Source organism: Methanosarcina baikalica (genome assembly GCF_031461075.1).
In the GTDB taxonomy this organism is placed as follows: Archaea; Halobacteriota; Methanosarcinia; order Methanosarcinales; family Methanosarcinaceae; genus Methanosarcina; species Methanosarcina baikalica.
The window spans coordinates 1-24,821 of sequence record NZ_JAVKPK010000055.1 but is presented as its reverse complement, the minus strand read 5'-3'; the positions used below and the strand labels follow the sequence as shown (position 1 = coordinate 24,821).

Below are 24,821 nucleotides of genomic sequence, written 5' to 3'. Positions count from 1 at the left end.
TTTTGGAGACGGAGTCAGTTCTCCCGAGCAGAATCCGGTGCACACTTACCATACAGCAGGGACTTATGCCGTTACCCTGACCGCATCCAATGCAGATGGTCAGAATATAAAGACAAGCGAGATTTCTGTGTCTAAAAATTCCGTAGATAATACAGAGGATAAAAATTCCAGCATGGAAATGGGAGCATGAAGAAAAAAGAAATTCTCCACACAACAATTTTCCTGCTAATTGCGGCTTCTCTGGTCAATGCCTTAATTCCATTCTTTACAGGATCAGAGGAACCTATGATTGTGTTGAGCGGGAGCATGACCCCGGTGATGCTGCCTGGAGATACGATCGTTGTAAGATCAGTAAGCCCGAATGATCTTGCTGTCGGGGATGTTGTAGCCTTCAAAGATCCAGGGGGCAAACCTGATACATTAATCACGCACCGGATCATTTCCTTAGAAGAAGGAGAAGAGCGTATCTTCCAGACGAAAGGGGATGCAAATAAAGCAGAAGATGATTTTAAGGTGCCTGCATCAAATGTTGTGGGAAAACTGATATTCATCATCCCTTTTGTAGGGTATCTGCCCGAGATTTCAAAAAATAATAATATTTTTATCTTCACGGTCGTACTTCCTGCAGGTCTGATCATTTTCGATGAAATAAGAACTTTGATTCTGTACAACAATCCAGCACGCGCCCGAAAAGTAGAGCTGGAACGAAAAAAGATGGCTAGGAGAATTTCTTATATAATAAAAGGAAAAAGGCTAGCAGCATTCATTATTATAAGCGGGCTTATTTTTACAGGGATGGTCACGCTCAACCTAGGGGAAAATGGGCCTATAGTTCTTGAAAAGGAATACACAATAGAGAACTCGAGATCCCTTCCTCTCGTATACGTTTTCACACCTGACGATTCGGGACAAAAAATTGCGATTAACTTCTGGTACGGAGTGGTTCCTCCGGCTAATGAGACTCAGGTTATCGCGCCGGAAAATACACCTGCAACGATCAGCTCGGTACCTTATGTCCTGCCGGTCTTCTGGATAATTGTGCTTGCGGGAATAAACCCTTATCTTCCTGCTGTTGTAGAGATTGGGCTATATACTTTCCTTTCTACGCTGCTTCTGATTCCTCTGTGGTACCCGAAATCGAGTATCGGCAGAAAAAGTAAGAAGATAAAAGCCCGTCGTTTGGTCGCACAGTGGAAAAGGACATTCCATCTGGTATAAACTTACGGGAGACATGCTCTAATGGAATCTGATGTTTATTGCCTTGCGGGAAATCTAAGCTTACATGTGTGCAGGAACCAAAACGTATACATCGTGGAAAAATAAGAGGCCGAATAATGAAAGTATGTAAGTGTCTGGAAAAATATCAATTATTATTGATGAAATACCTGTGTATAGCACATGGAGTAAATAATGGAAGATGGAGGTGAAACGCTGGAAACTGTATTCCTTAAACTTAAAAACATCTTAATAGACAACGCGAAAATATTTCTCTTTGTATTCTTTTTGATGATGATTTTTTCCGGTCTCTGGATGCATGAGGAATATGCCGGAGCATCATATGAAGAAAAGAATGTTACTTCCTATACACAGCGAGGTAATTATACATATTCAGCCTCTGTAACGGAGCCAAACCCTCTCTACCCGGAAGGAACCAAACTTGAAATGGGAAATCCGGCGTATTTTTTATCCGTATCTCCTACCGAAGACATTTCGTTCGTATACAGCATTGAAGCCGCAGATTCTGCTGACCTCATTATGGAAGCTAAGACGATGATTGTGGCAAGCGGCAAGGAAGGAGCTGGAGAAGAGCAGAAAATATTCTGGCAGAAGAATTTCCAGGTTGGCGATTCAAAAACCGCTAAAATGAGTAGTGGAGATGCTCTCACTTCTAATTTTACCCTTGATGTACCTAAAACTCAATTAATGGTCAAAGAGGTACAGGATCAGTTGAACTATTCCTCAGATCCAACGATAGAAATAGTTACCGCTATCAAATATGAAGGAAAAATTAATGGGGAGAACGTTAAAGGTGTAAAAAATTTTGTTATACCTGTCGACATCAGTTCTACATACTATCAGATGCCTGAAAAACTGGGATTCATCGAAGATACGTATAAAAATGTCAAGGTTAAAAAAGCCCCCTCACTATCAACGATCAAATTCCCTCTGTTCTTATTCCTGTTAAGCACAGTCCTTACGGGGATACTTATTCCTATCAGGAAAATGAGTACAGTTGATCCGGCATACATCGAAAAACTGGAAAAAGAAAGCAAACGTTTGCCTTTTAAAGAGTTTATCAGCAAAGGCAAACTTCCCGAAAACAGGCTTTTTCCTCTGCAGGTTGATATTTCTTCACTTCAAGACCTTGTGGATGCTGCTGTTGATATGAATGAAAGGGTAATCCATGATGTAGGATCCGGAGAATATTTCATAATTCATAATGGTGCATTGTATATTTTCTTTGATGCGCCTTCAGAATAAAATATCAGATGAGTAGTTCAAAATTGATGCTGTAAGTTTACTTCAGTCAAAAACCCCGCCATTTGCTCTGGGGGTGGAAACTTCTCCGAGAACCGTTGTTAACTTATATTCGGCCGCAGATATTTCTCAACATATTTATATTTTTGATTTAAACTTTTTGGTGAGAACTCTGAAAATCAATCTCATGCGGGCCAAGTTTTTGACGGTATTGTTATGGTCCTTCGTTGTTTCGAGTGGGTAATTCATATCCACTTCCTAATTTGGGAGGGACATAGACAATATTCAGAAACATTTGTTATGAAAACTCACATACAAAGTCGATATATATCATTTCAGCCTGGCAAATTATCAACTATGTGATAAATTTTAGTCCATCTGAAACAACGAAGAACCTGTGTTTTCTCTCGCTGGAAATATATGTAAATTCACGAGTATGTAGTAAACATATTAAATTTCATTCAACTCCCATATAATCTTTCTCTGTTTTCGATTATTTGATAATTGCGACTCTGGCTCAAAATGGAGCCAGCCTCACCCTTCCTCTGCTAATCTCAAGCCTGAACTTCTGGCTGATATAATCTTTTGCAGCTCCATTTCCGTGTATAAGCAGTTCGACCAGATCTTCGGGCTCATCTATATCGGTGCCTGCAAGGAAAGAGTCATAGATTTCAACATTCTGCCCGGCTTTTGCTGCAATCGAACAGTGTGTCAGAAAACTCGAGCCGTAGTACCTGACCCTGTAGCCTGAAGGTTTTCTTAGAAACAGTACATTCGTACCCCCGCCTTTTCCCGGGACAATACACACATCTTCTTTTGTTGAAGTTATCTCTTTAATATGATTTGGAGAAAGGAGGGGAAGATCAGCCATAACAATCAGGATCGGCTCCTCTGCACCTTCGAGATACCTGTTAAGAGCCTCATTCAGGTCATTTTTGTCCAGAAGAACCCTCGCTGTCCTCATGTTCTCAAGCCCGTACATCGAAGGACTGAGAATATCGATTTTTTCTATTCCGGCTTCTTGAAGGGAGTTTATTACCTGATTCAGCATGAGTTCCACAAACTCTTCCCTCTCTTGCTGATTCAGGACAGGGGACAATCGGGATTTTGCACTGGCTTTTTTATAAGGGATTACGGCTTTCATCTGGACTCCTGCAAATAGTGATCTTTTAACCTTCCAGAAATCAAATCTTCAATTGTTAATCGTTCTTATTCCCTGCTGTCTATTTTTGCCCTTCCGTAATTCGGAAGTGGGCCTTCTCTGTCCGGAAATCTTGGCTCCACTTTCCTGTACAGAGTATCCCTCTGCATGGGAATTCTTCCTGCGCCTTTTATCATCCATTCGAATTCTGCAGGAGACACATATTCCCCATTGTTTCCTCCGGATGCTGTTGAGATCTGGTCTTCCATAAGCGTGCCTCCCAGGTCGTTTGCTCCGCACTGAAGGGCTACCTGTGCAAGTTTTTTCCCGAGCTTAACCCAGGTGGCCTGAATGTTGTTTACGTAGGTGTGCAGAATTATGCGGGAAATGGCAATGAGCTGCAGGTCTTCGAGTCCTGTGCTTGCGAACTTTCCGGATGCCAGCATCTTTTCCCCGATCCTGTTATTGTAAGGCAAAAAGGACATTGGAATAAGTTCCGAAAACCCGCCGGTCTCTTTCTGGATTTCGCGGATAGTAAAGACATGGTCCAGGCGTTCTTCAACCGTTTCCACATGCCCGTACATGATGGTTGCATTGGTGGAAATTCCGGTTTTATGTGCAGTCGTTATGGTATCGATCCATTGCTGTGTATTGATTTTCCCGGGACAGATTATTTTTCTCACCCTATCGGAAAGAATCTCGGCTGAAGTTCCGGTAAGAGAATCAAGTCCGCAGTCTTTAAGTTTGCGTAGAGCCTCTTTTACGGACATACCTGAAATTCCTGCCGCGTAATTTACTTCCATAGGGGACAGGGCATGGATACAGATATCAGGAAACTCGGCTTTTATGGATTCTACGATCTCAAAATAGAATTCCATGTCAATTTCCGGGGTATACCCTCCCTGGACGCAAACTTCGACAACCCCGGCTTTTCTGGCTTCACCCACCTTTTTCAGGATTTCTTCCACACTCAGTATATAGCCTTTCTCTGTCCTGTAGGCACAGAATCCGCAGTTTCCTGCGCATTTATTTGTAATGTAAATGTTCCGATTCATAACATAACTAACAACGTCGCCTACTGCATGGGTCCGCAGAGCGTCGGCAAGTTCGAATAGCTCAAATGGGCTTCCTTCAAGCAGGATTAGCGTATCTTCTTTAGTGCACTTTCCCTGATATGCCCTCTCAATGACATCATCGGGGATTGCTGCCTGTTTTTTCATGTACATCCGATCATTCCTGTTTAAGCTGATATATTTCCGACTTATTCCCGATGGATAAGCTCATTCAGAGACTCCGCACCCTGGCGTCTTCTGGCTTCCCGAAGCCAGGTCGCGCACTCTTCTATACAGAGTTGTTCTCTCTTGTGGGATTCTTCCGGCTCCATAGATCATCCATTCCAGTTCTTCAACAGTTATCATTTCCCCATGGCCGGCTCCGGCAGACCTGGAAATGCTTTCTTCCATAAGTGTGCCACCAAGGTCGTTGGCTCCGCAATTGAGAGCGAATTGGGCAAGCTTTTTCCCGAGTTTCACCCAACTTGCCTGAATATTGTTCACATGCCCGTGGAGAAGAATACGGGAAATAGCATAGGTCTTCAGGTCTTCAAGGCCTGGAGTGGCATATCTGCCTTCTTTTATCATTTTTTCCCCTACAGGATTGTTGTAGGGCATAAAAGGCAGGGGCACAAATTCCGTAATTCCGCCTGTCTCTTTCTGGATTTCTCTGATGATCAGCATATGCTCGATCCTTTCTTCCAGGGTTTCAATATGCCCGTACATCATGGTTGCAGTTGTAGGGATGCCTGCAGCGTGTGCCTGCCTGACAACCTCGACCCATTCTCCGGTTTTCAGTTTCAAGGGGCAGATAATCTCCCTCACCCGATCCGAAAGTATTTCTGCCGCAGTTCCGGGCATTGTGTCAAGCCCGCTTCTTTTAAGCCTTAAAAGGGCTTCTTTTACCGGCATTTCGCTGATACGGGAAGCATGGTAGACTTCCATCGGCGAAAAAGAATGAATATGAATTTCAGGAAACTCAGCTTTTATGGCTTCTACAATCCCAAGGTAGAAGTCCAGGCCAACCTCAGGAAGTAGCCCCCCCTGGATACAAACTTCAGTCGCATTTTCCTGCTTTGCCTCTCTTACCTTTGCCATGATTTCTTCAATGCTGAGGACCTTGCCTGCGTTTGTCCTGAATGCGCAAAACCCGCATGTTCCTACACAGCGGCTTGTAAAATTGATATTCCTGTTTACTACGTAAGTAACTGTATTTCCTGCTGCAAGGGAGCGGAGTTCGTCCGCAAATCTGAAGAGTTCGAAAGGAGGTACCTTCAGGAGCAGAAGTCCGTCTTCTTTTGTGCTTTTCCCCTGGTATGCGCGTTCTAAGAGGTCTTCGGGAATTTTGCTGTTCATTTTTCTAATTCCTCCGCGTGCCCTGTTCAGGGCAGTTTCCTGTAACCTTCCCTGTCAGAAAGCTGTCTGACCAGCCCGCCTATTCTGGCAGAGTACCACCCTCTTTTTACGTACTGAGGGTAAATTGGCAGGCGTTCCCTGAGCAAGATATGTCCCAGTTTCTCCTGCAAGTCCTTTACATCCGGCCATTCGGCTTCAGGATTAATCCAATCAATGGTCAGTGGAGATATGCCTCCCAGGTCGGTTACCCCTTTTGCGATAAGGGCTTTCGGGTCTATAAGGTTTGGGGCAACCTGCACTGCCACATCAGGAGGAAGGATCTGCCTGGCAAGGAGTATAGTATCAATCATTTCTTCTGCTGTGGGCTCAGGAAAGTTTTGCATGGGTGTCCCCGGCTTTGGGACAAAGTTCTGGATAATAACTTCCTGAATATGCTCGTACTCCCTGTGAAGGCCTGCGATAGCCTCAAGGGACTCTATTCTGTCTTCCCTTTTTTCCCCGATTCCTACAAGGAGGCCTGTAGTATAGGGAATCTTAAGTCTCCCGGCTTCCCGAATCATATCAAGCCTGATTTCCGAAAGTTTTCCCGGACAGTCTTTATGGGCGTCCAGGGTTGCCGTGCTCTCAAGCATTAACCCCATGCTTGCGTTCAGAGGTTTTAAAGCTTTCAGCTCCGAGCGCGTTAGGATTCCTGCATTCGTATGAGGAAGAATTCCGATATCGATTGCAGTTTCACAGAGAAAGAGAAGGTATTCCAAAGTAGAAGAATAACCAACTTCTTTGAGCCATTCCCTGTACACTGGCACTTCTTCTGCATATTCCCCAAAGGTGAAAAGAGCTTCAGTGCAACCGGCCTTTACCCCGTTTTCAAGAACATGAGTGATTTCCCCGGACTTCATGAGCCTGGCATCCGGTTGTCCGGGTTCCCGCCTAAAGCCGCAATAACCGCAGCGGTTCCTGCATACATTGGTTACGGGAATGAAAACGTTTTTCGAGTATGTAACAAAATTGGAATTTTTCGGTGGAATGGTAAAACACCTGCCGAGTCTGTTTCTGGAACTTCAGCCCAGGACTTTCTTCATAGTTGCAGCCACGCCGAGAGCCACTCCTTCGACTTCGATGCCTCCTCTTCCTTTAGCCCCATCCCCTACGACATAGAGCTCAGAAATCGGAGTTTCGTTTCCAGGATCCGTACCTGATGCTGTCCTGTTTACCGGCCAGTTGTCATGGTATGACTGGATGAGCAGGACTTCATATTTCTTGCCGGGAAAGATTTCTTTAAGATCCTGAAGCCCTAATTCGATCTCAGCCTCGAGATTTCTCACATTTTCAGGAGCTACCTGCTGATGGGACATCGTAAGGTGCTTGCCAGGCGGAGCCAGTTTAGGGTCAACCTGCGTAACCTCATCAATCCCATTTACCCTTTTCGCATAAGGGGTCAGGAGGACACCCGAATGCCCCACAAGCGGTTCATCTGCAGCAAGGCAAATCTTTATGCCGGCAGAAGGCCTCAGGGTCTCAAGCATCCGGAGGTATCCTGAATATCTCTCTCCGGAAAGGGCTTCACCGCAGAGGCAAGCAGTTGCGGCGTGCCCCACATTGCTGATGATAAGGTTTGCTTCATATACCTCATTGCCAACAATAATGCCTGCAGCTTTTCCGTTTTCCACAAGGATCTTTGAAACTTCGGATTCAATATGAATCTTTCCGCCATTTGTAGCAATGACACATTCCAGGGCGTCAATAACACCTTTGCACCCGCCAATGGGAACGCCGGGGCCGCCGAATCTGTACATGTTTTCAATTATCTCGAAGACTTCTCCAACAGGGACTTCGTCACTTTTCAGGCTCAGGGACCAGCCGCAGAAGGAGTCGGCAAACTTCACAAGCCATTCATCCTTAAATTGAGTCCTGATCCATGCCTGGAGAGTGCTTCCTGTCGGGTGGTTCCTTCTCGTACTCGCTATAAGAAAGGCAATTTTCAGGCGGTCTTTATGGGAAAGTAGCGTGGAAAAATCGTTAAAAGAGACATCCTTGAAGCCTTTTCCATAATCCGGGTCGCCTTTTTTCAAAGGTACGCGCATAGTTGTCTGTTCTGACCTCACAATCTTCACGTCGGCTCCGACTTCCCTGAGAAGTTGAGCCAGAGGTCCTGAAGGTCCATGAGGAAGTATATGGAAAGCTCCACTCGAAAGCTGAAACCCTTTGTAGTTGAGATTTGTAAACCGTCCTCCTGTAATCGGAAGCCTCTCAAAAACTTCGACCTGGTATCCTGCCTTCGAGAGCCTAGCCGCACTTAAGAGCCCTCCCAGGCCGGCACCAATTACGACCGCCTTCACGCCGACACCTCTATGGCTTTCACAGGGCAGTAGATAACACATATTCCGCATTCTATGCAGGCGGCAGTAGCTCGTGCTTTTCCCTTTACCTCTATTGCTCCTTTCTTGCAAAAAGAAGCACACTGACCGCATCCTACACAATTGTCATTAATCTTCATGCGATTCCACCAGCTTTTCTATCATGAAAAGAGTTATTATAATGTATTGGTACAGTGTGTTGCTCCGGCCATGTGCTCAGGCTTGATATGGAAGCGTGATTTATTTTCTGCCATAAATGCGGTAACCATATGTTGTAATCGGTGATATGTCATTTATTTCCTTTGTTGACTTTTCCCTTTTTCCCGTTGTAATCTCCCACAATAAACATTGGGTCTATTCTAAGGCCCACTGCGTAACTTTTAATAAATAATTAGAGAGGGGAATATCAGGTATGTTTTAAGTATTGCTTAAAATGCCAGTTTTGCAAGATTCAATGGTGCTGTATTTTGTATCCATTGTGTTTACTTTAAATACTATTTGTACAATACGAAAACTATATGTAATATACGTATAATCTTATTCACATCATACGAAAACTATAAATAGTATACGTATTAATAACTAAGTAGTTATATAATATATTATCAAGAAGTTATATAGTATATTATCAAGACAAAAGAGACCTCACAGGAATCAAAGCGAACCACATAAACTTCATTGTTAGAGATGTGGAAAATCTATATCTTTTTTTTATCTGGTTTGTGGGTAAGAGTACCGGCTATGTGAGGAATATAAGGAGATATTAAAGAAATGATAGAAGATATATCCGTTTTTGGATACTTTTTTTTCGTTGTTTTTTTCGGGAGGGTAATACTTCAAATTGTATTCGGTGTTATTCGGGTATGTTTGAAGAAAGGCAGAAACCCCATCGAGGATGAATACCACAAACTGTATGAAGAAAGTATGGAATGGATGAGGAAAGTATGAGTTCAAAAATTTCAAATAAACCGAACAAAAAGGGAGTACACAAAAGAATACCTCTCTAAATATTCCTTTGATTCTTTTTTTTAATTGTGGTATGTTGTGCTCCTGTAATCACTGAAAATGTAAGGAGTTAAAAAGTGAGAGATAACCGGTTTGAACATTCCAGGCATCTGGATCCTTATACCCTCAACTATCAAAGACTGAAAATGTTAGAACGGATATCACAGGCAGTCGATGAAGGATTTGTAAATACCTGTGACTCTCATTTAACCGAAGTTATGATTGATCTCAAGACCCTGCTTGAAGACGTAGAGATTGAAATGATTAGAAGAAACGTGGAGTTAGAAATGAGTGAAAAACCGTCAAACAAACCATCACAATCGATTTTGTGGCCGATTAATCACTGGCGGGTTATTATCATTCTCGAATCAGTCAACGAAGTTCTCCATCGAACTGTGATGGCGCGGGGAATACCCACAAATGTAGGTATCACGAATGCAGGAAAAAAGTGTATAGTGATTGTAGGGTATAAAGAGGTACAAGATCACAAAATAGAATTGCTTTCAGGTGATACAGTTTATACTTGTGTGGCCGATTCGAAGGGGAGATTATCATCTATAGGGCTTCAGAACGTGGGAAAAGATGTTACTGTTCTCTTGCATTTGGAATTACACGAAGAGGATAAAAAGGGCACAGAGCAGGAAGAGATGTTAAAGAAGCTTAAAGATGATCTGGCTGAAAAACAAGAACAAATAAATCAGCTGGCAAAACAGATCAAAGAATTAGAATAATAATAATAATAATAATAATAATAATAATAATAATAATAATAATAATAATAATAATAATAATAATAATAATAATAATAATAATAATATTCGAACACCAAATCGATATCTAATTTCACGTTCACATCAATGAATATTTTGAAGATTGCGGTTGAGTTAATTCTCAAATGTTGGTAATTTATAGTCCTTTTTAAGAATTCCAGGCTTTTTTTATTTTCGGCAGAATATTATGTTGTATTCTCTGTGATATTCGCTACCAGGTTCGGTTATCTATTTGAAGGAGCAAAAATGGAGCATTTCCATCCCGGAACCTGCGCCAGAAAAATTTAGACTATTTTCCAGTTCTTTATTATTTTTATTTTGAAACCTGCCCAAAGAGCATTTTATCTCCAGGATCCATCACTATTATTCATAACATATACGCAGGCTTATTCGTAATATCTGCGAAAAATGTTATTTGAGATAAAATAATTAAATTGCACATATAAATATTCATACTTGCCGGAGAATGATTTGCATTTATTAAATTATTTTATTAAGGGTAGGACGGCCTGAAGACAATTACATCTGTAAGGTGTATATATAATTTCGTAAGCAGATCAATGCTTTTGCTCTGATTTTTTTTGACATCGGCATATTTTAAATACAGAGCTTTATTTATTTAGACTTAATATTTATATAATATTAATTATCTAGCAAATAACTATAAATAACCCAGAATTCATTTGCAGAATTAACCTAGCGGCTTGTAATCTTAATTATTAATAATACATATTTCACCGCAATAGGATCTATACTGCCTGAAGCAGGAGTTTCCCGCACTTCTGGCAATTTATGAGATAAGATCGGGCAAAGAAAACTAAATTTTCAGAACCCGGAAGCAAATGTCTGTATACAGGAATCCTGTTTATTGCAATCAAGGACCTGTGGATTCAGGCGTTTCTAATAGGACATATGTCCGGGCCGATATGTGTTTTTATATAAACCGGGTGCTCAGACACAATTTTTTTGTCCGGGTAAAAACCCACAATTCATGTCATGTAACGCTGCAATTCAGGTTGCTGCACTTTGATAGGTGATATAATGTCTGGAATAATTGATAGCTACATACCGGTTGCAATATTTCTTGTCGTGGCGCTTGTTATGCCTCCAATGACAATGTTTATGGTAAAGCAACTGAGTCCGAGGAGCAACGCAGCCAGCAAATACACGACATATGAATCAGGTTCGGTTCCCACAGGGACTGCAAGGATTCAGTTCAATGTTGAGTATTATCTTTATGCAATTGCTTTTGTGCTCTTTGATGTAGAGGTGCTTTTCCTTTACCCATGGACTACAGTCTATAAAGGACACGGGATCACCTCAATCGCAGTAGTTGAGATGTTTGCTTTTATTTTCATACTGCTCTTCGGATACATCTACCTCTGGAAGAAGGAGGCCCTTACATGGGTGAAGTGAAGGAGAAAAAAACGAGTACATCAAATGGAACTCCGGAAGAAGAAACAATTCCCGGCGTGATCACGACAACCACCAGTGCAATCCATAACTTCCTTAAGAAAACGAAGGCTCAGGACCTCATCAACTGGGGAAGGAAAAACTCTCTCTGGTTCATGACCCAGCCGATGGGTTGCTGCGGAGTCGAGATGATTGCCATGGGCTGTGCCCACTATGATACGGACCGCTTCGGGATCATTCCAAGAAACTCCCCGAGACAGGCTGATGTCATGCTCATCAGCGGCTACGTGACAAAAAAATACCTCCCGGCTTTGAAAAGGCTCTGGGAACAGATGCCTGCTCCCAAGTGGGTGATGTGTCTTGGAGACTGTTCAATTAGTGGTGGGCCTTTTTATGAATCATACAGCACGGTTCAGAACATTGATGAGATATTTCCAATCGACGTTTTCGTTCCCGGATGTCCTCCAAGGCCCGAAGCCATGCTTCAGGGATTTGTGGAACTGCAGGAAAAAATCAAGGCCAAAAAAGATCGGGGCACGGAGTATTAAGGTTATTGAGGTTTTTCTGAAGTTTCAGATTTATTCGAGGAAAAATTATGGATGTCACAGAAATTCTCAAGTCATTAACAGGTACATTTCCTGAGGCAATTTCCGAAGCAACCGCTGAATCCGGGATCCGCGCCAGGGCATACGTGGATAGGGAAAAGGCAAGAGAAGTCTGCCAGTACCTGAAGGATTCTCTACAATTCGACCACCTCTGCTCAGTCTGCGGGGTGGACTACATAAAAAGGAATGAGCTCGAAGTTGTCTATCACATCGCTTCATACAATCATCCTGTGGTTCTGATGCTGAAAGCCGTGCTTCCGAGGGAAAATCCGGAGATCGAATCCACTGTACCTGTGTACTGGAATGCCAACTGGTATGAAAGGGAGACTTACGAACTTTTCGGGATCGTGTTTAAAAACCACCCGAACCTGAAGCCACTAATACTTCCAGAAGATATGCTGGGGGAATGGCCTCTCAGGAAAGATTACAAGGGTTTTCCGAATGCAACCGCCAGAAACCTGGTGTGAGGGTGAAAAATGGACGAAAATCTTGAACCAAATGAGATGATCATACACCTGGGCCCCCAGCATCCCATGCAACCCGGCCCCTTCAGGCTAAACCTGAGGCTAAATGGGGAAACAGTAATGGGTGCTGAGATTGAACTGGGTTTCATTCATAAAGGTATTGAAAAGATCCTGGAGAACAAGACCTATCTTCAGGGAATCACAATCGTGGACAGGATCTGCTACCTTGTAGCCCTTACAAACGAAGAGTGTTTTGTGGGCTGTACCGAGAAACTGTTAAGCATCGAACCACCTGAGAGATCTCAGTATATCAGGGTTATTCTTGAGGAACTCACAAGAATTCAGAGCCATCTGCTGGGTATAGGCGAATTCGGGGAATTCATTGGTTTCGTCTCCATGTTCATGTACACGATTAGGGAAAGAGAAGAGGTTCTCGGGCTGATCGATATGGTAACCGGGGCCAGAATTACTCACAGCTACCTGAAGTTCGGAGGAGTACGCGCCGACCTTCCGGACGGGTTTAAAGAAAAAACCATCTCTGTCCTGAACAATCTCAAAAAATCAGTTGACGACTTTGAGGAAATGTTCCACACTGACAGGATCTACAGGGAACGTACTGTCGGAGTCGGCGTCCTGACTGCGGACGTTGCAAAAAACCTCGGGGTTTCCGGACCTGCTCTGCGTGCAACGGGGGTTCCTTTCGATATTCGGAAGAACGAGCCTTACCTGGTTTACAAAGACCTGGATTTCAAGGTCTGCACTGAAACCGCAGGAGACTGTTTTGCAAGAGTTCAGGTCAGGCTTAATGAGATCCGGGAAAGTATCTATATCCTGGAACAGTGCCTTGACCGGATACCAAACGGCCCTCTCTTCCCGGAAAATACTCCTTACAGCAGGAGAACGCCTGTAATGAGAGTTCCCGCAGGAGAAGTATTTCACAGAGTGGAAGACCCCAGAGGAGAAATGGGGATGTACATGGTATCCGACGGTTCGGACAAGCCTTACAGGGTAAAAGTCAGAGGCCCTTACTATCCTACCCTTCAAGCTCTGCCTCCCCTCATCATAGGCACGACTGTTGCAGACGTAGCAGCAATTTCGGGCAGCATGGACGGCTGTACAAGTGAAGCGGACAGGTGATTTCTATGACTATAATACCTGAATTTATAGTTCCTTTCCTTCCCTGGATCCGAGGAATAGTCGGCCTTGCTCTGATTGGAGTTATTTTCCTCGCAGCAATGGGAGCTGTCTGGCTGGAACGCAAGCTTTCCGCAGATATCCAGTCAAGGATGGGCCCCTGCCGCGTAGGAAAATACGGGCTTCTACAGCTTGTAGCCGATGCAATTAAACTCTTTACTAAAGAAGACATGAAACCATCGAATGCTGACAGTTTACTTTTCAATAATGCTACTATCTTCATGATGGGTTCTATTTTCCTTATGCTGGTTGCAATTCCTGTGGGTGCTGTTTTCGTTAATGGGGTCGAATACCCGCTCGCTGTCACCGAGATGGATATCAGTGTGCTTTACATTGAAGCAATGTCTGCAATTACGATCTTCGGAATTTTCATGGTGGCTTACGGCTCAAATAATAAGTACTCTCTTCTCGGCGCTTTTCGTAACTTCGCCCGAATGGTCGGATATGAAGTACCTCTCGGGATAACAGTTGTAAGTGTAGCTGTTATGACAGGTTCCCTTAACATAGTAGATATTTCCAGATCGCAGGGCATGCTCTGGAATATTTTTCTGCAGCCTTTAGGATGCTTCGTATTCTTTGTAGCACTCATGGCTGATATGGGAAGACTTCCCTTTGACCAGAACGAGTCGGAAGAAGAACTGATAGCAGGCTGGATTACCGAATACTGTGGAATGCGTTTCGGACTAGCCTTCTTTGCCGAGTATATCCATATGATTCTGGGCTCCTTCCTTGTGGCACTTCTCTTCCTGGGTGGCTGGAACGTACCGGGTTTTGTTGCAAACAATCCTGTACTTGGCCTTATTGCCCCAACAGGTTTTCTGATTGTAAAAGTTATCTTTGTACTCATGGTAATTATTGGGCTCAGGTGGGCTGTTCCGAGGTTCAGGATCGACCAGGTTGTTGACCTGAGCTGGAAGAGGCTGTTTCCCCTTGCCCTGTTAAACCTTGTCTGGGCAGTGGGACTCGGACTCTACCTGGGAGCGTGAGATCATGGTTCTTAAAAACATTAAGTATGCACTCAAAAAAATCCCCAAGCCTCCCGTAACCAGGATGTACCCGGAAAAAGCCAGCGAGCTTTCCGACAGGTTCAGAGGGCTTCAGATACTTGATAAAAGTAAATGCATAGGCTGTGGCATTTGCGCTAATACCTGCCCTAACAATGCAATCAGGATTGTCAAAGTTCCGATTGCTCCGGGCAGTGATAAAAAGCGCTGGTTTCCTGAGATAGATATCGGACACTGCCTTTTCTGTGGGCTCTGCATCGACCAGTGCCCTAAAGGTGCGCTTTCAAGCGGCAAGGAATACGCTAAAGGTCTCGTTAAATGGAAGCACAAAGACCTGCTCATGAGTCCTGATAAACTTGCCAGGGAAATCAATATTGAGGAAGGTGACGAGAGATGATCGGACTCGAAACAATCGGAGCAGCCCTGGAAGTGGTTGTCTTCGGACTTCTTGCCGTAATCACAATATTCTTTGCAATTTTTGTGGTAATCGCAAAGGATGTTGTAAGAGCCGGGCTTGCCCTGATCATGTGCATGTTCGGAGTTGCAGCTCTTTACATCCTCTTGAATGCCCAGTTTTTGGGAGTCATTCAGGTGCTGGTTTATATAGGAGCAATCGGAGTGCTGATTCTCTTTGCGGTTATGCTGACAAAGCGCGAGATCGGAGGTGAACCCGGTGCAGATTAATCGACCGTTAGCGTTTATCGTAGCCCTGCTCTTTACAAGTGTTGTGGTGCTAGGGGCTTTTGGGACTTCCTGGAATACGGTTTCGGAACTTCCCCAGAATCCGGCTGACCAGAGTAATATAGAGGGCATAGGCATGCTGATCTTTACTCACTATGTGGCACCGTTTGAGGTCCTGTCAATTGTCCTGCTCGCATCCCTCATAGGGGCAATATACATGGCAAAAGGAGAGGGCAACAGATGATTCCTTTAAGCTTTTACCTTGGTCTTGCAGCCCTGCTCTTCTCAATCGGACTTTATGGCGTAATGACGCATAAAAACGGTATCAGGATGATTATGTGCATTGAGCTAATGCTCAATTCCGCAAACCTGAACCTTGTAGCTTTTTCAAGTTACACGGATACCCTGAACGGGCAGGTCTTTGCTATGTTTTCAATTGCCCTTGCAGCTGCCGAAGCAGCAGTCGGGTTTGCAATCTTCATGGCAATCTACAGAATGCACGATAAAATCAACCTTGATGAGCTCAACATCCTGAGGTGGTAAAAACGGCTCTGGAAGAATTTGCATTTTTAATCCCCCTGCTTCCGGCACTGGCTTTTGTAATCACCTTCTTCTTCGGAAGGAAAATGTCGTCCGGCGGGGCAATAGTCCCTATACTGGCAATTGCAGCCTCTTTCGTAATCTCTTTCATAATTACCCTCAGGCTGCTGACAAATCCCGGAGAAGTCGTAAGCCAGTCATATTCCTGGTTTGCAGTGCTCAATATAGGAGTTTTAATTGATCCTCTGGCTGCAGTAATGCTGTCAATGGTCTCCTTCGTGAGCCTGCTGATCCATATCTACGCAGTTAGCTATATGTCGCATGATTCCGGAAAGCCCAGATATTTTGCAGAAACCGCACTTTTCACCGCGGCAATGCTTTCCCTGATCCTCTCGGACAATATTCTACAGCTCTTTGTTTCCTGGGAGCTTGTAGGGCTGTGTTCCTATCTGCTGATCGGCTTCTGGTTTGAAAAACCCTCAGCCGCAGCTGCTGCCAAGAAAGCTTTTCTGACAACCAGGGTGGGAGACGTGCTGTTCCTTACGGGAATAATCGTGCTGACTTCCGATCTCCTGAAAATTGCAGGCGGATTCCCGGCCGGGACATATCTGCTTCGTTTTGATGAAATCTTCAGCTACATCCCGCAGCTTTCAGCTTTGCAGGCAAACATTTTCGGCTTTGAAATCAGCCACCTTACCATTATTACCCTGCTCTTCTTCGGGGGGGCAATAGGAAAGTCCGGGCAGTTCCCACTGCACGTGTGGCTGCCTGATGCAATGGAAGGTCCGACAACGGTTTCAGCTCTTATCCATGCAGCTACAATGGTTACTGCAGGTGTCTACCTGGTCGCAAGAACGTTCCCGATGTTTATTGCAGCCCCTCACTCCCTGATGGTAGTTGCCTACGTCGGAGGCTTTACCGCTCTCTTTGCAGGCACCATGGGAATTGTAATGAATGACATCAAGCGTGTGCTTGCTTTTTCGACCATAAGCCAGCTCGGATACATGATGCTCGGCCTGGGCCTCGGTTCGGCGATAGGGCTGGATGCAGTCGGTATATCCCTTTTCCACCTGATTAACCATGCTTTCTTCAAGGCTCTTCTTTTCCTCTGTGCAGGCAGTGTAATCCATGCAGTCGGCACCCAGGACATGAGGGAACTCGGAGGCGTAGGAAAGGTAATGCCAATAACTGCTGCTACAATGACAATTGCAGCCCTGGCACTGGCAGGTTTCGGTATTCCCGGAACCTCAATAGGGACAAGCGGTTTCTTCTCAAAGGATGCAATTATTGAAGCTGCATACCTTTTCGGAGAACACAGCAACAACTGGATTCCTTACATATTCTCAATTGCTGCCGCCTTCCTTACATCCATCTACATCTTCAGGCTGATCTTCATGACTTTTACGGGGAAGCCACGCAGCAACTATCACGGGCATGAGTCCCCTGCCATTATGACCATTCCCCTCTCCATTCTGGCACTCTTTGCTCTTGTGTTCGGTGGGCTGACACAGACAGGATTCATGGATTTCCTTAAAGAGACCTTTGCTAACAGTTTCGTGAACCTTGATATAGGAAGCCTTGCAGGCATAGGCAGAAACGAGCTTGTAGAGGCAACAGGACATGAGCCCCTCTTTATCCTGTGGCTCCCGTTAATAACCGCTCTTGCAGGCCTTGCAATTGCTTTTGTGATCTATTATCTGAGGATAGTGAAACTCGGGCCGCTTGCTTCCATGAAGAACCCGATTTACAGGCTGCTCTACAAGCGTTACTATCAGCACGAAATCTATACCGAGTTTTTCTCACTCGGGATAGTGTACGGAGTTATTGCTTTCCTCACGCAGGTAGTTGATGTGCTCATTGACAGCATTGTGGAAGCAATCGCAATTATCACAGTTGGTGCAGGTGAAGAACTCCGGAGGATTCAAACCGGGGTTGTCCAGACCTATGCAACTGCAGTAATTGCGGGTGTGAGCCTGCTTATAATACTTGTTAAGTTGATAATGGAGGTACTCTGATGCTGCCGGTCGCATCCTTGTTGATTCTGGTGCCGCTGATTTTCGCAGCAGTAACCTTTTTCACAAAAACGAAAGAACAGGCTGCAGGCTTGGGCTTTTTAGGGTCTCTTGTGACTCTGGGCCTTACCCTTTATGCCTACCTGAACTTTGACAGCAGTACTGCTGCCATGCAGTTCTTTGAATCTACAAAGTGGATACCCTCCCTCGGGGCCAACTATACGGTTGGAATTGACGGCATTTCCATGCCTCTTATCCTGCTAAATGCAATAGTTATTCCATTTCTGATCCTTTACAGCTGGAAGGAAGACAGGGAAGCTCCGAACAGGTTCTACGGGCTGATCCTTACCATGCAGGCTGCAGTCATAGGAGTCTTTGTATCCCTTGACTTCCTGGTCTTCTATATCTTCTGGGAACTTACCCTGATCCCTCTCTTCTTCATGGTAAATATCTGGGGAGGAGAAAAGCGGGCTCATGCGTCCTACAAGTTCTTTATCTACACGCATGTTGCCTCTCTGGTAATGCTTCTGGGGATTTTCGGGCTTTTCTATGCCTCATGGCAGCAGACAGGCGTTCCCACCTTCGATATAAGACAGCTTGTCGCACAGTTCCAGTTCATCGGATCCGGCCTGGTAAGGGACGCAATTTTCCTTTCGATTATCTTTGGGTTCCTGGCAAAGCTGCCGACCTTCCCCTTCCATTCCTGGCTGCCTGATGCTTATACCGAAGCCCCTACGGCAGGTAGTGTGCTTTTCATCCTGCTCAAAATAGGAGGATACGGGCTTTTCAGGATCTCACTCCCGATGCTCCCGAATACTGGCAGCCCTCATCTGATGATCATGATGCTGGGCTTTCTAGGGTCTTTTAGCATTCTTTACGGGGCTCTTTTGGCTCTGAGGCAGAAAGACCTCAAGCGTATGATCGCTTACTCCAGTTTAAGCCACATGGGCTATGTAGTCCTGGGTTCGGCAGGCCTTGTTGCCCTGTCGGTTTCAGGCGCTATGTTCCAGCAGTTTTCCCATGGGCTTATAATGAGCATTCTGTTCATGTCCGCAGGCGCTATCCAGAGCAGCACAGGCACAAGGATCATCAATAACCTTGGCGGGCTTGCAAAGAAGATGCCGAAGCTGACTGTGATTATGATGCTCGGATTTATGGCATCTCTTGGCCTGCCAGGACTGACTGGCTTTATTGCAGAGTTCCTGGTACTGACCTTCAGCTTCGCGAACCTGCCAGGTTTTGTCCTGCTTGCCCTGCTGGCAATAGTGATTACCGCAGGTTACCATCTCTGGGCAATGCAAAGAGCGATGTTTGGAGTTTATAACGAGAAGCTTGGGGATGTAAGGGACATAAATTCCCTTCAGGTCTTCTCGATGGCAGTGATTGCCCTTCTTGTGCTTTATTTCGGCTGGAACCCGAATCCGGTGCTTAATATGATGACTACGAATTCGGAAGCAATAGTAAGCCTCGCGGCTGCCCTGGGGGTGTAATAAATGAAGAATTTAATGTCCCTTGCGCCTGAAATTGCAGTCGTTGCAACTGGCCTGATTATACTGCTTATAGGGGTCTTCATGTCCCCACGGACCAAGAATGTGCTGGGTTACCTGGCAACTCTGGGGATCCTTGCAGCTCTGGCTCTGACAATAGAAAGTTTCGGAACCGAAGCCACCATGTTTTCGGGTACTCTGAGCATTGATGCCCTCTCCCAGTTCTTCAAACTGGTATTCCTGGCAGTTTCCCTGATCGTTTCAGTTGCTGCAATCAAGTATAATGAAAACAGTGACCATACGGAAGAGTTCTATACCCTGGTACTTTTCGCAACCTTCGGGATGATGGTTGTTGCATCTGCAAACGACCTGATCCTGCTTTTCTGTGCCTTTGAGCTGGCAAGTCTTGCTACTTATGCCCTTGCAGGCTTTGAGAAACAGAATCCAAGGTCCCTCGAAGGAGCCATGAAGTATTTCATAATAGGCTCGGTCTCTGCAGCGCTTATGCTCTTTGGAATTTCCTTTGTCTACGGGGCAACAGGCACCACCAGCATCCCAGAGATTGCTGCAAACTCTGCCCTTCTGACACAAAACCCGATAGGGCTTGTTGCAGTCGTGCTGCTGATTGCAGGTTTCGGTTTCAAGATGGCTCTTGTACCCTTCCATATGTGGGCTCCGGATACCTACCAGGGATCCCCTTCAGTTGTGTCCGCCCTGCTTGCGGCCGGGTCCAAGAAAATGGGGTTTGTGGCAGCTTTCAGGGTCTTCATTGTGGCTCTGGCAGCCCTTCAGCCTGACTGGCAGCTTGCCTTCACGATTCTGGCAGTGGTAACCATGACCTTCGGGAATGTGGTTGCAGTAGCTCAGACCAGTGTGAAACGCATGCTCGCCTACTCTTCCCTGGCACAGGCAGGGTATATTGCAATGGCTTTTGTGGTCATGACCCCAATGGCCCTTACAGGCGGTATTTTCTACGCCCTTGCCCACGCCTTTATGAAAGGAGGAGCATTTATTGTAGCCGGAGCAGTAGTCTGGATGGTGACCACGCAAAGGACAGGAAACCTTGAAGTCCCTGACCACCTTGACAGCTTCAGGGGCCTTGGAAAGACAATGCCTTTTGCAGCTCTTTCAATGACGATTTTCGTCTTTGCCCTTGCAGGTATTCCCCCGACTGCAGGTTTCATGGCCAAGTTCGTGCTTTTCTCTTCGACAATTCAGGCAGGTATGACCTGGCTTGCAGTGGTTGCCATCCTGAACAGCGCCCTTTCACTGTTCTATTATGCACGACTTGTGAAATATATGTACTTCCTTCCCCCCGAAGGTAAAAAGATCGGCATGCCCCTCCCATTTGCAGCAGCTCTCCTGTTTGCAGTGGCCGGCGTGCTGGCTATGGGCTTCTGGCCCGAACCTTTCATGCAGTGGGCAATGGAAGCAGCAAAGGTACTGATCTAAGGAGGTATGAGAAATGACAGATTGTGATCTTTGCGGGCGAGGAATTCCAACCGTTATTCCGGTCAGGGTCAACCCCCCCCTCCTCAAATTCGCTTACCCTGAAGGTGTCTGGAAAGGACTCTGCGAGACCTGCCTCGATTCCGCCCAGAAAACCTACTTAACTGTGGATAATGAAGAAATCTCGTGCAGGAGAGGCAAATGTTCCCTTTGCGGGAAAAAAGGCAGGGTTTTCCCGGTCGAACTTCAGATTCCCAGTTTCTCAAAAGGGATCGTGAAAAAGGATGCTCCGGTTTGCTCAAATTGCCTGAAAGCAGTCGATGAGACTTATGTCAGGTACAAAAGAAAACAGATCAACGAGAATGAATGCATACACGGGCACGAGCACGTACATGAGCATTGAATATTGAGTAAAGCTGCATTTTGCGGCTTTATTTTCTTATTTTTGAATTAATTATTACTAAAATTCAATAGGCAAATTTCTGTGAATTGAATTTCTCTAATTAGTGGTTCTTGATGATATTTTTTTCATTTTATCTATTTTTTAATATATTTTATTGGATTCGAAAAGTCGAGTTTCATCAATCATTTAGTTAATTTGGCCATAAATAACATATAACAAAAATTGTATAGTTAGACGAAGAGATTCGAATTTTTCTTACGGAATTTTTCTTACTATATGGGACCCCAATTGAAAGCTTCGTGCAGGATTCCTATATAGACCTGAACCGGCAGCAGGTTTATTTCAGTCGAATACTCCGTTGCTTGCAGTGTGATGCGCCAGCGCAACTTTGATTGAATTGGAGCAGAAATGCTTGATAAGAAAGTGAATAAAAAGATAGCGGTTTTGATATTTTTTATAGTTGCTCTTCTCGGAGTATGGCTCGTGTTTGATTTCATTCAGATAGGCCCAGGACTGCCCCCTTCAGAAGCAATGCCTAAATGGTACATCCCTGGAGCCTGGCAAGGAAATGTACAGAGCTGTACTTCATCTTTTCCGAAGATTTCTCCTTACTGTAATGCAGGAAACTACTCTGGAGGAAAATTTATAAACGTCTGGTACTTTGACCATGAATCTAAATTTCTAAAAGGGGAAGATACCCTTTATCTGTATCTTGAAGAAAATGGTAATGTGTTCCATCAGGAACTGAATATTAGTGCAGAACTTCAAGAAGAAATTGGAAGACGCGAAGTTGAAAATTTCCCTAACCTCACCTCTTTTAACGCAACAGGGTATGAAAGCCCTGAAACTTCGGGATATTTTCTAGTGTACGAGAGACCTTTCCTTAAAGGGAGAGAAGATTATTTCATAGCTTATTACGGAATCATGGGCACAACAAATCTCACTGAAGAAACCCCAGCGCTGAAAAAATTGATTGCGGAATCCTATTATATGTCTAATGAAGAAGGAAAAGTCGAGGGCTTAATGGTAGGGGATAAAAAAAGAAAGGACAATTCATTACTTTCATGGCTTTAACAAAAACATAAGTTTCTAATTCGGAATTGAGGCTGAAAATCAGGGCTACTGAAAAAGAAAAATTGTGAATATAGGGGCTGGCTGAGAATTTTCCATTACCAGACACCGCTGTTTTTCAGAGTCGCCAGAATATTTGTGAACTCGTTGCTGAATCTGCACTTCCCAAAGTCAGGAGAATTCAGGATGTTTCTCTTTATCGCCTGCAATCCGATCAAAAGATTTATGTCGTCACTATATTCAAATCCTTCTTCAGATGAGGTGATATTTTCCGCAAGAATTTCAAGAAGCTTTGGGTCAAGGTCATCTGTAACATAAGTATCCAGAATCAAAAGATCTGAAATTCTTTTGTAAAAGTCAACCAGCTCCTGGTAACCGGATATGGAGTAAACTTTTGCCATGTGCTTTTGCCTGTTGAGATAAATCAGGTAGTGGGAGATTGTGCTTATAAGGGTCTCAGTGATTTCCTTTTTAGGGAACATAATTGGAAACCTTTTCAGCATTTTTGGGTTCAGGCTGCTGTTAGTTTGCACCTCTTCCCGGCTCCAGACCTCAGGAAAAGCCCTTGATATCGAAGAGTTAAGTACAGCTGTAACATAATGATAGATGGTGTGGTCTCCCAAAACGACTCCTACTCCATTTGCAAATACATGGCTTCCGGTCGGATCGTACGAAGCCTGCAGGCGGAAGTGATTAGTAATGATAATTTTAGGCGTGTTAATGTACTGCAGGAAGCTTTCGTTTTCCAGACGGTAACAATCGGCAGAATCGAATTCTTGCCTCTCGGTTTCGGAATGCCGGTTAATTTCCATTAGCTGTTTATAAGCCACAGGAAACTTTGTTTTCAGCTCTTCTGGCTGAAAGATTCTATATTCTTTCCTTATATTGTTGTCAAGGATTTCATAAGGCAGCATAAACCGGTACTGAGTTGAGTGAATGGCAAATTCATTCGAAAGGGAACCATCTATATAAGGATACATAAGTTCCTTTTCCATGCTTAGCTGTTCTATGCTTACATTTGTGTGCGAGTTTCTGCAGATGTAGGGTACATCTGCGCAGTGTTCTCTCGAAAGGCTAACTTTTTGTAAAAAATCATTTGTTGGGGGTACACCTTCAAAGATCTCTATTGAGATGTCTTCCAGTGTTCGAGGTATTTTGCTCAGCCTTTCTACAATATCGTCCTTACTCCAGAACATATATTTCACTTCTTTTTTATATATAGGGAATTCCGGATAAATAGTTTCTACGTTGTTGGTTGGAATGTCAAAATTACAGCTTTTATTTTGAGGCACCTAATTTTTGGTTCCTCAGAATCTCAGTATCAAACTTTAAATCTATCTTTTAATATAATAAGTTATTCATAATAATGGTTAACAATTGAAAAAGAGGTTCTCCAAACCAGGGAAAATAATAAGAACAGACGCCATTGAACAAAGTATTTTCCTTTTCTCAGAAGGGAGCTTTTTGAGAATCGGGAAAAATGCCACAGGTTTACATACCAGAGAAGACTTTTAACGCTATTCTTGCATTTTCCAGCATGTTATGATTATTATTGAAATAAATGTAGATTTTTTCAGGCCCAAATTTACTTATTTTCCCGATAGTTTCCTTAATTTCTTCCTGCGAATAATCATAACTGTACCAGCCTTCTCTTCCGTGCATTCTCATATAAACTTTTTTTCCGGTAAAGACGCGGTTCCTGTAATCCGGCGAGTCTACGGATACCAGGGTAACTTTTTTCATAAGCTCTGCACACAGCTCGTCGTTCCCAAGCAGCTCTTTATTCCTTATCTCCAGAGCAAACCTTTCACCAAGTTTTGCGGCTTCTACAAACTTAAGCGCCTTTGTGGTATCATCGAATTTTGGAGGTATCTGGAAGAGGTAAAAATCAATGAGATGGTCCATAGGTTCAAAAAGCTCCCGGAAATTTTTCCAGATATCGAGGGAACTTTCGCTGAGCTGGCGCCAGTGGGTTATGGACCTGTGAACCTTTATGCTCCACCTGAGCTCTGCTCCTTTTGTTTTCCAGCCTTCAATCTGGTTAGGAGAGGGAAATCTGTAGAAACTGGCATTGAGTTCGACAGTGTTCAGGCCGGAGTTCTGGATGAACCAATCAAGGTTTTTCATTTCGTTCCACTCATAATACCAGCCGCTGGTGCCCACAAATGTATCCATATGATCCCCTTCATATGTATCGGTCCGATGACAGATCTATTTTTGGTTCACTTTACTCATAAGTGAAAAACTTCTGGTAATGGATTACAAATGCATGTACAGGTAGTAGCGACGAAAGAAGTCCTTTCCTCAAGCATTTCAAACCTTTTTTCGCTTTTGTTTTC

27 protein-coding genes are annotated in these 24,821 nt (G+C 44.3%); 19 read left to right on the top strand and 8 right to left on the bottom strand.

Annotated features, from left to right (window positions below):
* From RG963_RS12415 to RG963_RS12405, 3 genes are all read left to right on the top strand, one after another.
* A partial coding sequence (locus RG963_RS12415; RefSeq protein ID WP_310576598.1) for a PKD domain-containing protein occupies positions 1-190 on the top strand: 190 nt, incomplete at its 5' end.
* A complete protein-coding gene (locus RG963_RS12410; RefSeq protein WP_310576597.1) occupies positions 187-1,218 on the top strand; it encodes a signal peptidase I in 1,032 nt (343 codons plus the stop codon). The genes RG963_RS12415 and RG963_RS12410, both read left to right, overlap by 4 nt.
* A 192-nt stretch (positions 1,219-1,410) precedes the next feature.
* Complete coding sequence (locus RG963_RS12405; RefSeq protein ID WP_310576596.1) at positions 1,411-2,481, top strand: DUF5305 family protein; 1,071 nt, start codon at positions 1,411-1,413, stop codon at positions 2,479-2,481.
* A 514-nt stretch (positions 2,482-2,995) separates the two neighbouring features.
* Here the strand turns inward: RG963_RS12405 and cofC are convergent.
* The 6 genes from cofC to RG963_RS12375 all read right to left on the bottom strand — a co-directional run bounded on the left by cofC (position 2,996) and on the right by RG963_RS12375 (position 8,524).
* Positions 2,996-3,622: a 2-phospho-L-lactate guanylyltransferase gene (gene cofC, locus RG963_RS12400; protein WP_310576595.1), complete on the bottom strand. Its 627-nt coding sequence runs from the start codon at positions 3,620-3,622 to the stop codon at positions 2,996-2,998.
* Positions 3,623-3,687: 65 nt separating this feature from the next.
* Complete coding sequence (cofH, locus tag RG963_RS12395; protein ID WP_310576594.1) at positions 3,688-4,845, bottom strand: 5-amino-6-(D-ribitylamino)uracil--L-tyrosine 4-hydroxyphenyl transferase CofH; 1,158 nt, start codon at positions 4,843-4,845, stop codon at positions 3,688-3,690.
* Between the two features lie 54 nt (positions 4,846-4,899).
* Positions 4,900-6,027 carry a 7,8-didemethyl-8-hydroxy-5-deazariboflavin synthase subunit CofH gene (cofH, locus tag RG963_RS12390; RefSeq protein ID WP_310576593.1) on the bottom strand — a complete coding sequence of 376 codons (1,128 nt, stop codon included), beginning with the start codon at positions 6,025-6,027 and terminating at the stop codon, positions 4,900-4,902.
* 26 nt (positions 6,028-6,053) lie between these two features.
* The gene (gene cofG / locus RG963_RS12385) at positions 6,054-7,055 is read right to left on the bottom strand and encodes a 7,8-didemethyl-8-hydroxy-5-deazariboflavin synthase CofG (RefSeq protein WP_310576599.1); all 1,002 of its coding nucleotides are present in this window, start codon (positions 7,053-7,055) and stop codon (positions 6,054-6,056) included.
* Positions 7,056-7,088: 33 nt separating this feature from the next.
* Complete coding sequence (locus RG963_RS12380) at positions 7,089-8,366, bottom strand: phytoene desaturase family protein (RefSeq protein WP_310576592.1); 1,278 nt, start codon at positions 8,364-8,366, stop codon at positions 7,089-7,091.
* Positions 8,363-8,524 (bottom strand): 4Fe-4S binding protein, encoded by a 162-nt coding sequence (locus RG963_RS12375; RefSeq protein WP_310576591.1) that lies wholly within the window; start codon positions 8,522-8,524, stop codon positions 8,363-8,365. The genes RG963_RS12380 and RG963_RS12375 overlap by 4 nt, the downstream gene beginning before the upstream one ends.
* A 631-nt stretch (positions 8,525-9,155) precedes the next feature.
* Between RG963_RS12375 and RG963_RS12370 the strand changes: the two genes are divergently transcribed.
* From RG963_RS12370 to RG963_RS12295, 16 genes are all read left to right on the top strand, one after another.
* Positions 9,156-9,332, top strand: coding sequence for a hypothetical protein (locus tag RG963_RS12370; protein ID WP_310576590.1), 177 nt, complete (start codon positions 9,156-9,158; stop codon positions 9,330-9,332).
* A gap of 134 nt (positions 9,333-9,466) precedes the next feature.
* The gene (locus tag RG963_RS12365; protein ID WP_310576589.1) at positions 9,467-10,120 is read left to right on the top strand and encodes a hypothetical protein; all 654 of its coding nucleotides are present in this window, start codon (positions 9,467-9,469) and stop codon (positions 10,118-10,120) included.
* Between the two features lie 1,065 nt (positions 10,121-11,185).
* Positions 11,186-11,575: a F420H2 dehydrogenase subunit FpoA gene (gene fpoA, locus RG963_RS12360; RefSeq protein ID WP_310576588.1), complete on the top strand. Its 390-nt coding sequence runs from the start codon at positions 11,186-11,188 to the stop codon at positions 11,573-11,575.
* Positions 11,563-12,120 (top strand): F(420)H(2) dehydrogenase subunit B, encoded by a 558-nt coding sequence (fpoB, locus tag RG963_RS12355; protein ID WP_310576587.1) that lies wholly within the window; start codon positions 11,563-11,565, stop codon positions 12,118-12,120. The genes fpoA and fpoB overlap by 13 nt, the downstream gene beginning before the upstream one ends.
* Positions 12,121-12,167: 47 nt before the next feature.
* Positions 12,168-12,644: a F420H2 dehydrogenase subunit FpoC gene (gene fpoC, locus RG963_RS12350; protein WP_310576586.1), complete on the top strand. Its 477-nt coding sequence runs from the start codon at positions 12,168-12,170 to the stop codon at positions 12,642-12,644.
* Between the two features lie 9 nt (positions 12,645-12,653).
* A complete protein-coding gene (gene fpoD / locus RG963_RS12345) occupies positions 12,654-13,778 on the top strand; it encodes a F420H2 dehydrogenase subunit FpoD (protein WP_310576585.1) in 1,125 nt (374 codons plus the stop codon).
* Positions 13,779-13,783: 5 nt separating this feature from the next.
* Positions 13,784-14,821, top strand: coding sequence for a F420H2 dehydrogenase subunit FpoH (gene fpoH / locus RG963_RS12340; RefSeq protein WP_310576584.1), 1,038 nt, complete (start codon positions 13,784-13,786; stop codon positions 14,819-14,821).
* Between the two features lie 4 nt (positions 14,822-14,825).
* Entirely contained in the window at positions 14,826-15,236 is a 411-nt protein-coding gene (gene fpoI, locus RG963_RS12335; RefSeq protein WP_310576583.1) for a F420H2 dehydrogenase subunit FpoI, read from the top strand.
* A complete protein-coding gene (locus RG963_RS12330; protein ID WP_310576582.1) occupies positions 15,233-15,523 on the top strand; it encodes an NADH-quinone oxidoreductase subunit J in 291 nt (96 codons plus the stop codon). The genes fpoI and RG963_RS12330 overlap by 4 nt, the downstream gene beginning before the upstream one ends.
* Entirely contained in the window at positions 15,513-15,764 is a 252-nt protein-coding gene (fpoJ, locus tag RG963_RS12325) for a F420H2 dehydrogenase subunit FpoJ (protein WP_310576581.1), read from the top strand. The genes RG963_RS12330 and fpoJ overlap by 11 nt, the downstream gene beginning before the upstream one ends.
* Positions 15,761-16,063: a F420H2 dehydrogenase subunit FpoK gene (fpoK, locus tag RG963_RS12320; protein ID WP_310576580.1), complete on the top strand. Its 303-nt coding sequence runs from the start codon at positions 15,761-15,763 to the stop codon at positions 16,061-16,063. The genes fpoJ and fpoK overlap by 4 nt, the downstream gene beginning before the upstream one ends.
* Positions 16,057-18,075: a F420H2 dehydrogenase subunit FpoL gene (fpoL, locus tag RG963_RS12315; protein ID WP_310576579.1), complete on the top strand. Its 2,019-nt coding sequence runs from the start codon at positions 16,057-16,059 to the stop codon at positions 18,073-18,075. The genes fpoK and fpoL overlap by 7 nt, the downstream gene beginning before the upstream one ends.
* On the top strand, positions 18,075-19,562 hold the full coding sequence (gene fpoM / locus RG963_RS12310) for a F(420)H(2) dehydrogenase subunit M (protein ID WP_310576578.1): 1,488 nt from the start codon (positions 18,075-18,077) through the stop codon (positions 19,560-19,562). The genes fpoL and fpoM overlap by 1 nt, the downstream gene beginning before the upstream one ends.
* Before the next feature lie 3 nt (positions 19,563-19,565).
* Complete coding sequence (gene fpoN / locus RG963_RS12305; protein ID WP_310576577.1) at positions 19,566-21,011, top strand: F(420)H(2) dehydrogenase subunit N; 1,446 nt, start codon at positions 19,566-19,568, stop codon at positions 21,009-21,011.
* Positions 21,012-21,024: 13 nt separating this feature from the next.
* Positions 21,025-21,411: a F420H2 dehydrogenase subunit FpoO gene (locus RG963_RS12300; RefSeq protein WP_310576576.1), complete on the top strand. Its 387-nt coding sequence runs from the start codon at positions 21,025-21,027 to the stop codon at positions 21,409-21,411.
* 408 nt (positions 21,412-21,819) lie between these two features.
* Positions 21,820-22,485 carry a hypothetical protein gene (locus RG963_RS12295; RefSeq protein ID WP_310576575.1) on the top strand — a complete coding sequence of 222 codons (666 nt, stop codon included), beginning with the start codon at positions 21,820-21,822 and terminating at the stop codon, positions 22,483-22,485.
* 95 nt (positions 22,486-22,580) lie between these two features.
* Here RG963_RS12295 and RG963_RS12290 read toward each other — a convergent pair whose 3' ends face one another.
* Positions 22,581-23,678, bottom strand: coding sequence for a hypothetical protein (locus RG963_RS12290; RefSeq protein WP_310576574.1), 1,098 nt, complete (start codon positions 23,676-23,678; stop codon positions 22,581-22,583).
* Between the two features lie 295 nt (positions 23,679-23,973).
* Entirely contained in the window at positions 23,974-24,657 is a 684-nt protein-coding gene (locus RG963_RS12285) for a DUF72 domain-containing protein (RefSeq protein WP_310576573.1), read from the bottom strand.
* Positions 24,658-24,821: the final 164 nt, after the last annotated feature.

Coding starts and splice junctions, on each gene's coding strand:
- RG963_RS12410 (WP_310576597.1), top strand. CDS start 187: ATGAAGAAAAAAGAAATTCTCCACACAACAATTTTCCTGCTAATTGCG.
- RG963_RS12405 (WP_310576596.1), top strand. CDS start 1,411: ATGGAAGATGGAGGTGAAACGCTGGAAACTGTATTCCTTAAACTTAAA.
- cofC (WP_310576595.1), bottom strand. CDS start 3,622: ATGAAAGCCGTAATCCCTTATAAAAAAGCCAGTGCAAAATCCCGATTG.
- cofH (WP_310576594.1), bottom strand. CDS start 4,845: ATGTACATGAAAAAACAGGCAGCAATCCCCGATGATGTCATTGAGAGG.
- cofH (WP_310576593.1), bottom strand. CDS start 6,027: ATGAACAGCAAAATTCCCGAAGACCTCTTAGAACGCGCATACCAGGGG.
- RG963_RS12375 (WP_310576591.1), bottom strand. CDS start 8,524: ATGAAGATTAATGACAATTGTGTAGGATGCGGTCAGTGTGCTTCTTTT.
- RG963_RS12370 (WP_310576590.1), top strand. CDS start 9,156: ATGATAGAAGATATATCCGTTTTTGGATACTTTTTTTTCGTTGTTTTT.
- fpoB (WP_310576587.1), top strand. CDS start 11,563: ATGGGTGAAGTGAAGGAGAAAAAAACGAGTACATCAAATGGAACTCCG.
- fpoC (WP_310576586.1), top strand. CDS start 12,168: ATGGATGTCACAGAAATTCTCAAGTCATTAACAGGTACATTTCCTGAG.
- fpoD (WP_310576585.1), top strand. CDS start 12,654: ATGGACGAAAATCTTGAACCAAATGAGATGATCATACACCTGGGCCCC.
- fpoH (WP_310576584.1), top strand. CDS start 13,784: ATGACTATAATACCTGAATTTATAGTTCCTTTCCTTCCCTGGATCCGA.
- fpoI (WP_310576583.1), top strand. CDS start 14,826: ATGGTTCTTAAAAACATTAAGTATGCACTCAAAAAAATCCCCAAGCCT.
- RG963_RS12330 (WP_310576582.1), top strand. CDS start 15,233: ATGATCGGACTCGAAACAATCGGAGCAGCCCTGGAAGTGGTTGTCTTC.
- fpoK (WP_310576580.1), top strand. CDS start 15,761: ATGATTCCTTTAAGCTTTTACCTTGGTCTTGCAGCCCTGCTCTTCTCA.
- fpoM (WP_310576578.1), top strand. CDS start 18,075: ATGCTGCCGGTCGCATCCTTGTTGATTCTGGTGCCGCTGATTTTCGCA.
- fpoN (WP_310576577.1), top strand. CDS start 19,566: ATGAAGAATTTAATGTCCCTTGCGCCTGAAATTGCAGTCGTTGCAACT.
- RG963_RS12300 (WP_310576576.1), top strand. CDS start 21,025: ATGACAGATTGTGATCTTTGCGGGCGAGGAATTCCAACCGTTATTCCG.
- RG963_RS12295 (WP_310576575.1), top strand. CDS start 21,820: ATGCTTGATAAGAAAGTGAATAAAAAGATAGCGGTTTTGATATTTTTT.
- RG963_RS12290 (WP_310576574.1), bottom strand. CDS start 23,678: ATGTTCTGGAGTAAGGACGATATTGTAGAAAGGCTGAGCAAAATACCT.
- RG963_RS12285 (WP_310576573.1), bottom strand. CDS start 24,657: ATGGATACATTTGTGGGCACCAGCGGCTGGTATTATGAGTGGAACGAA.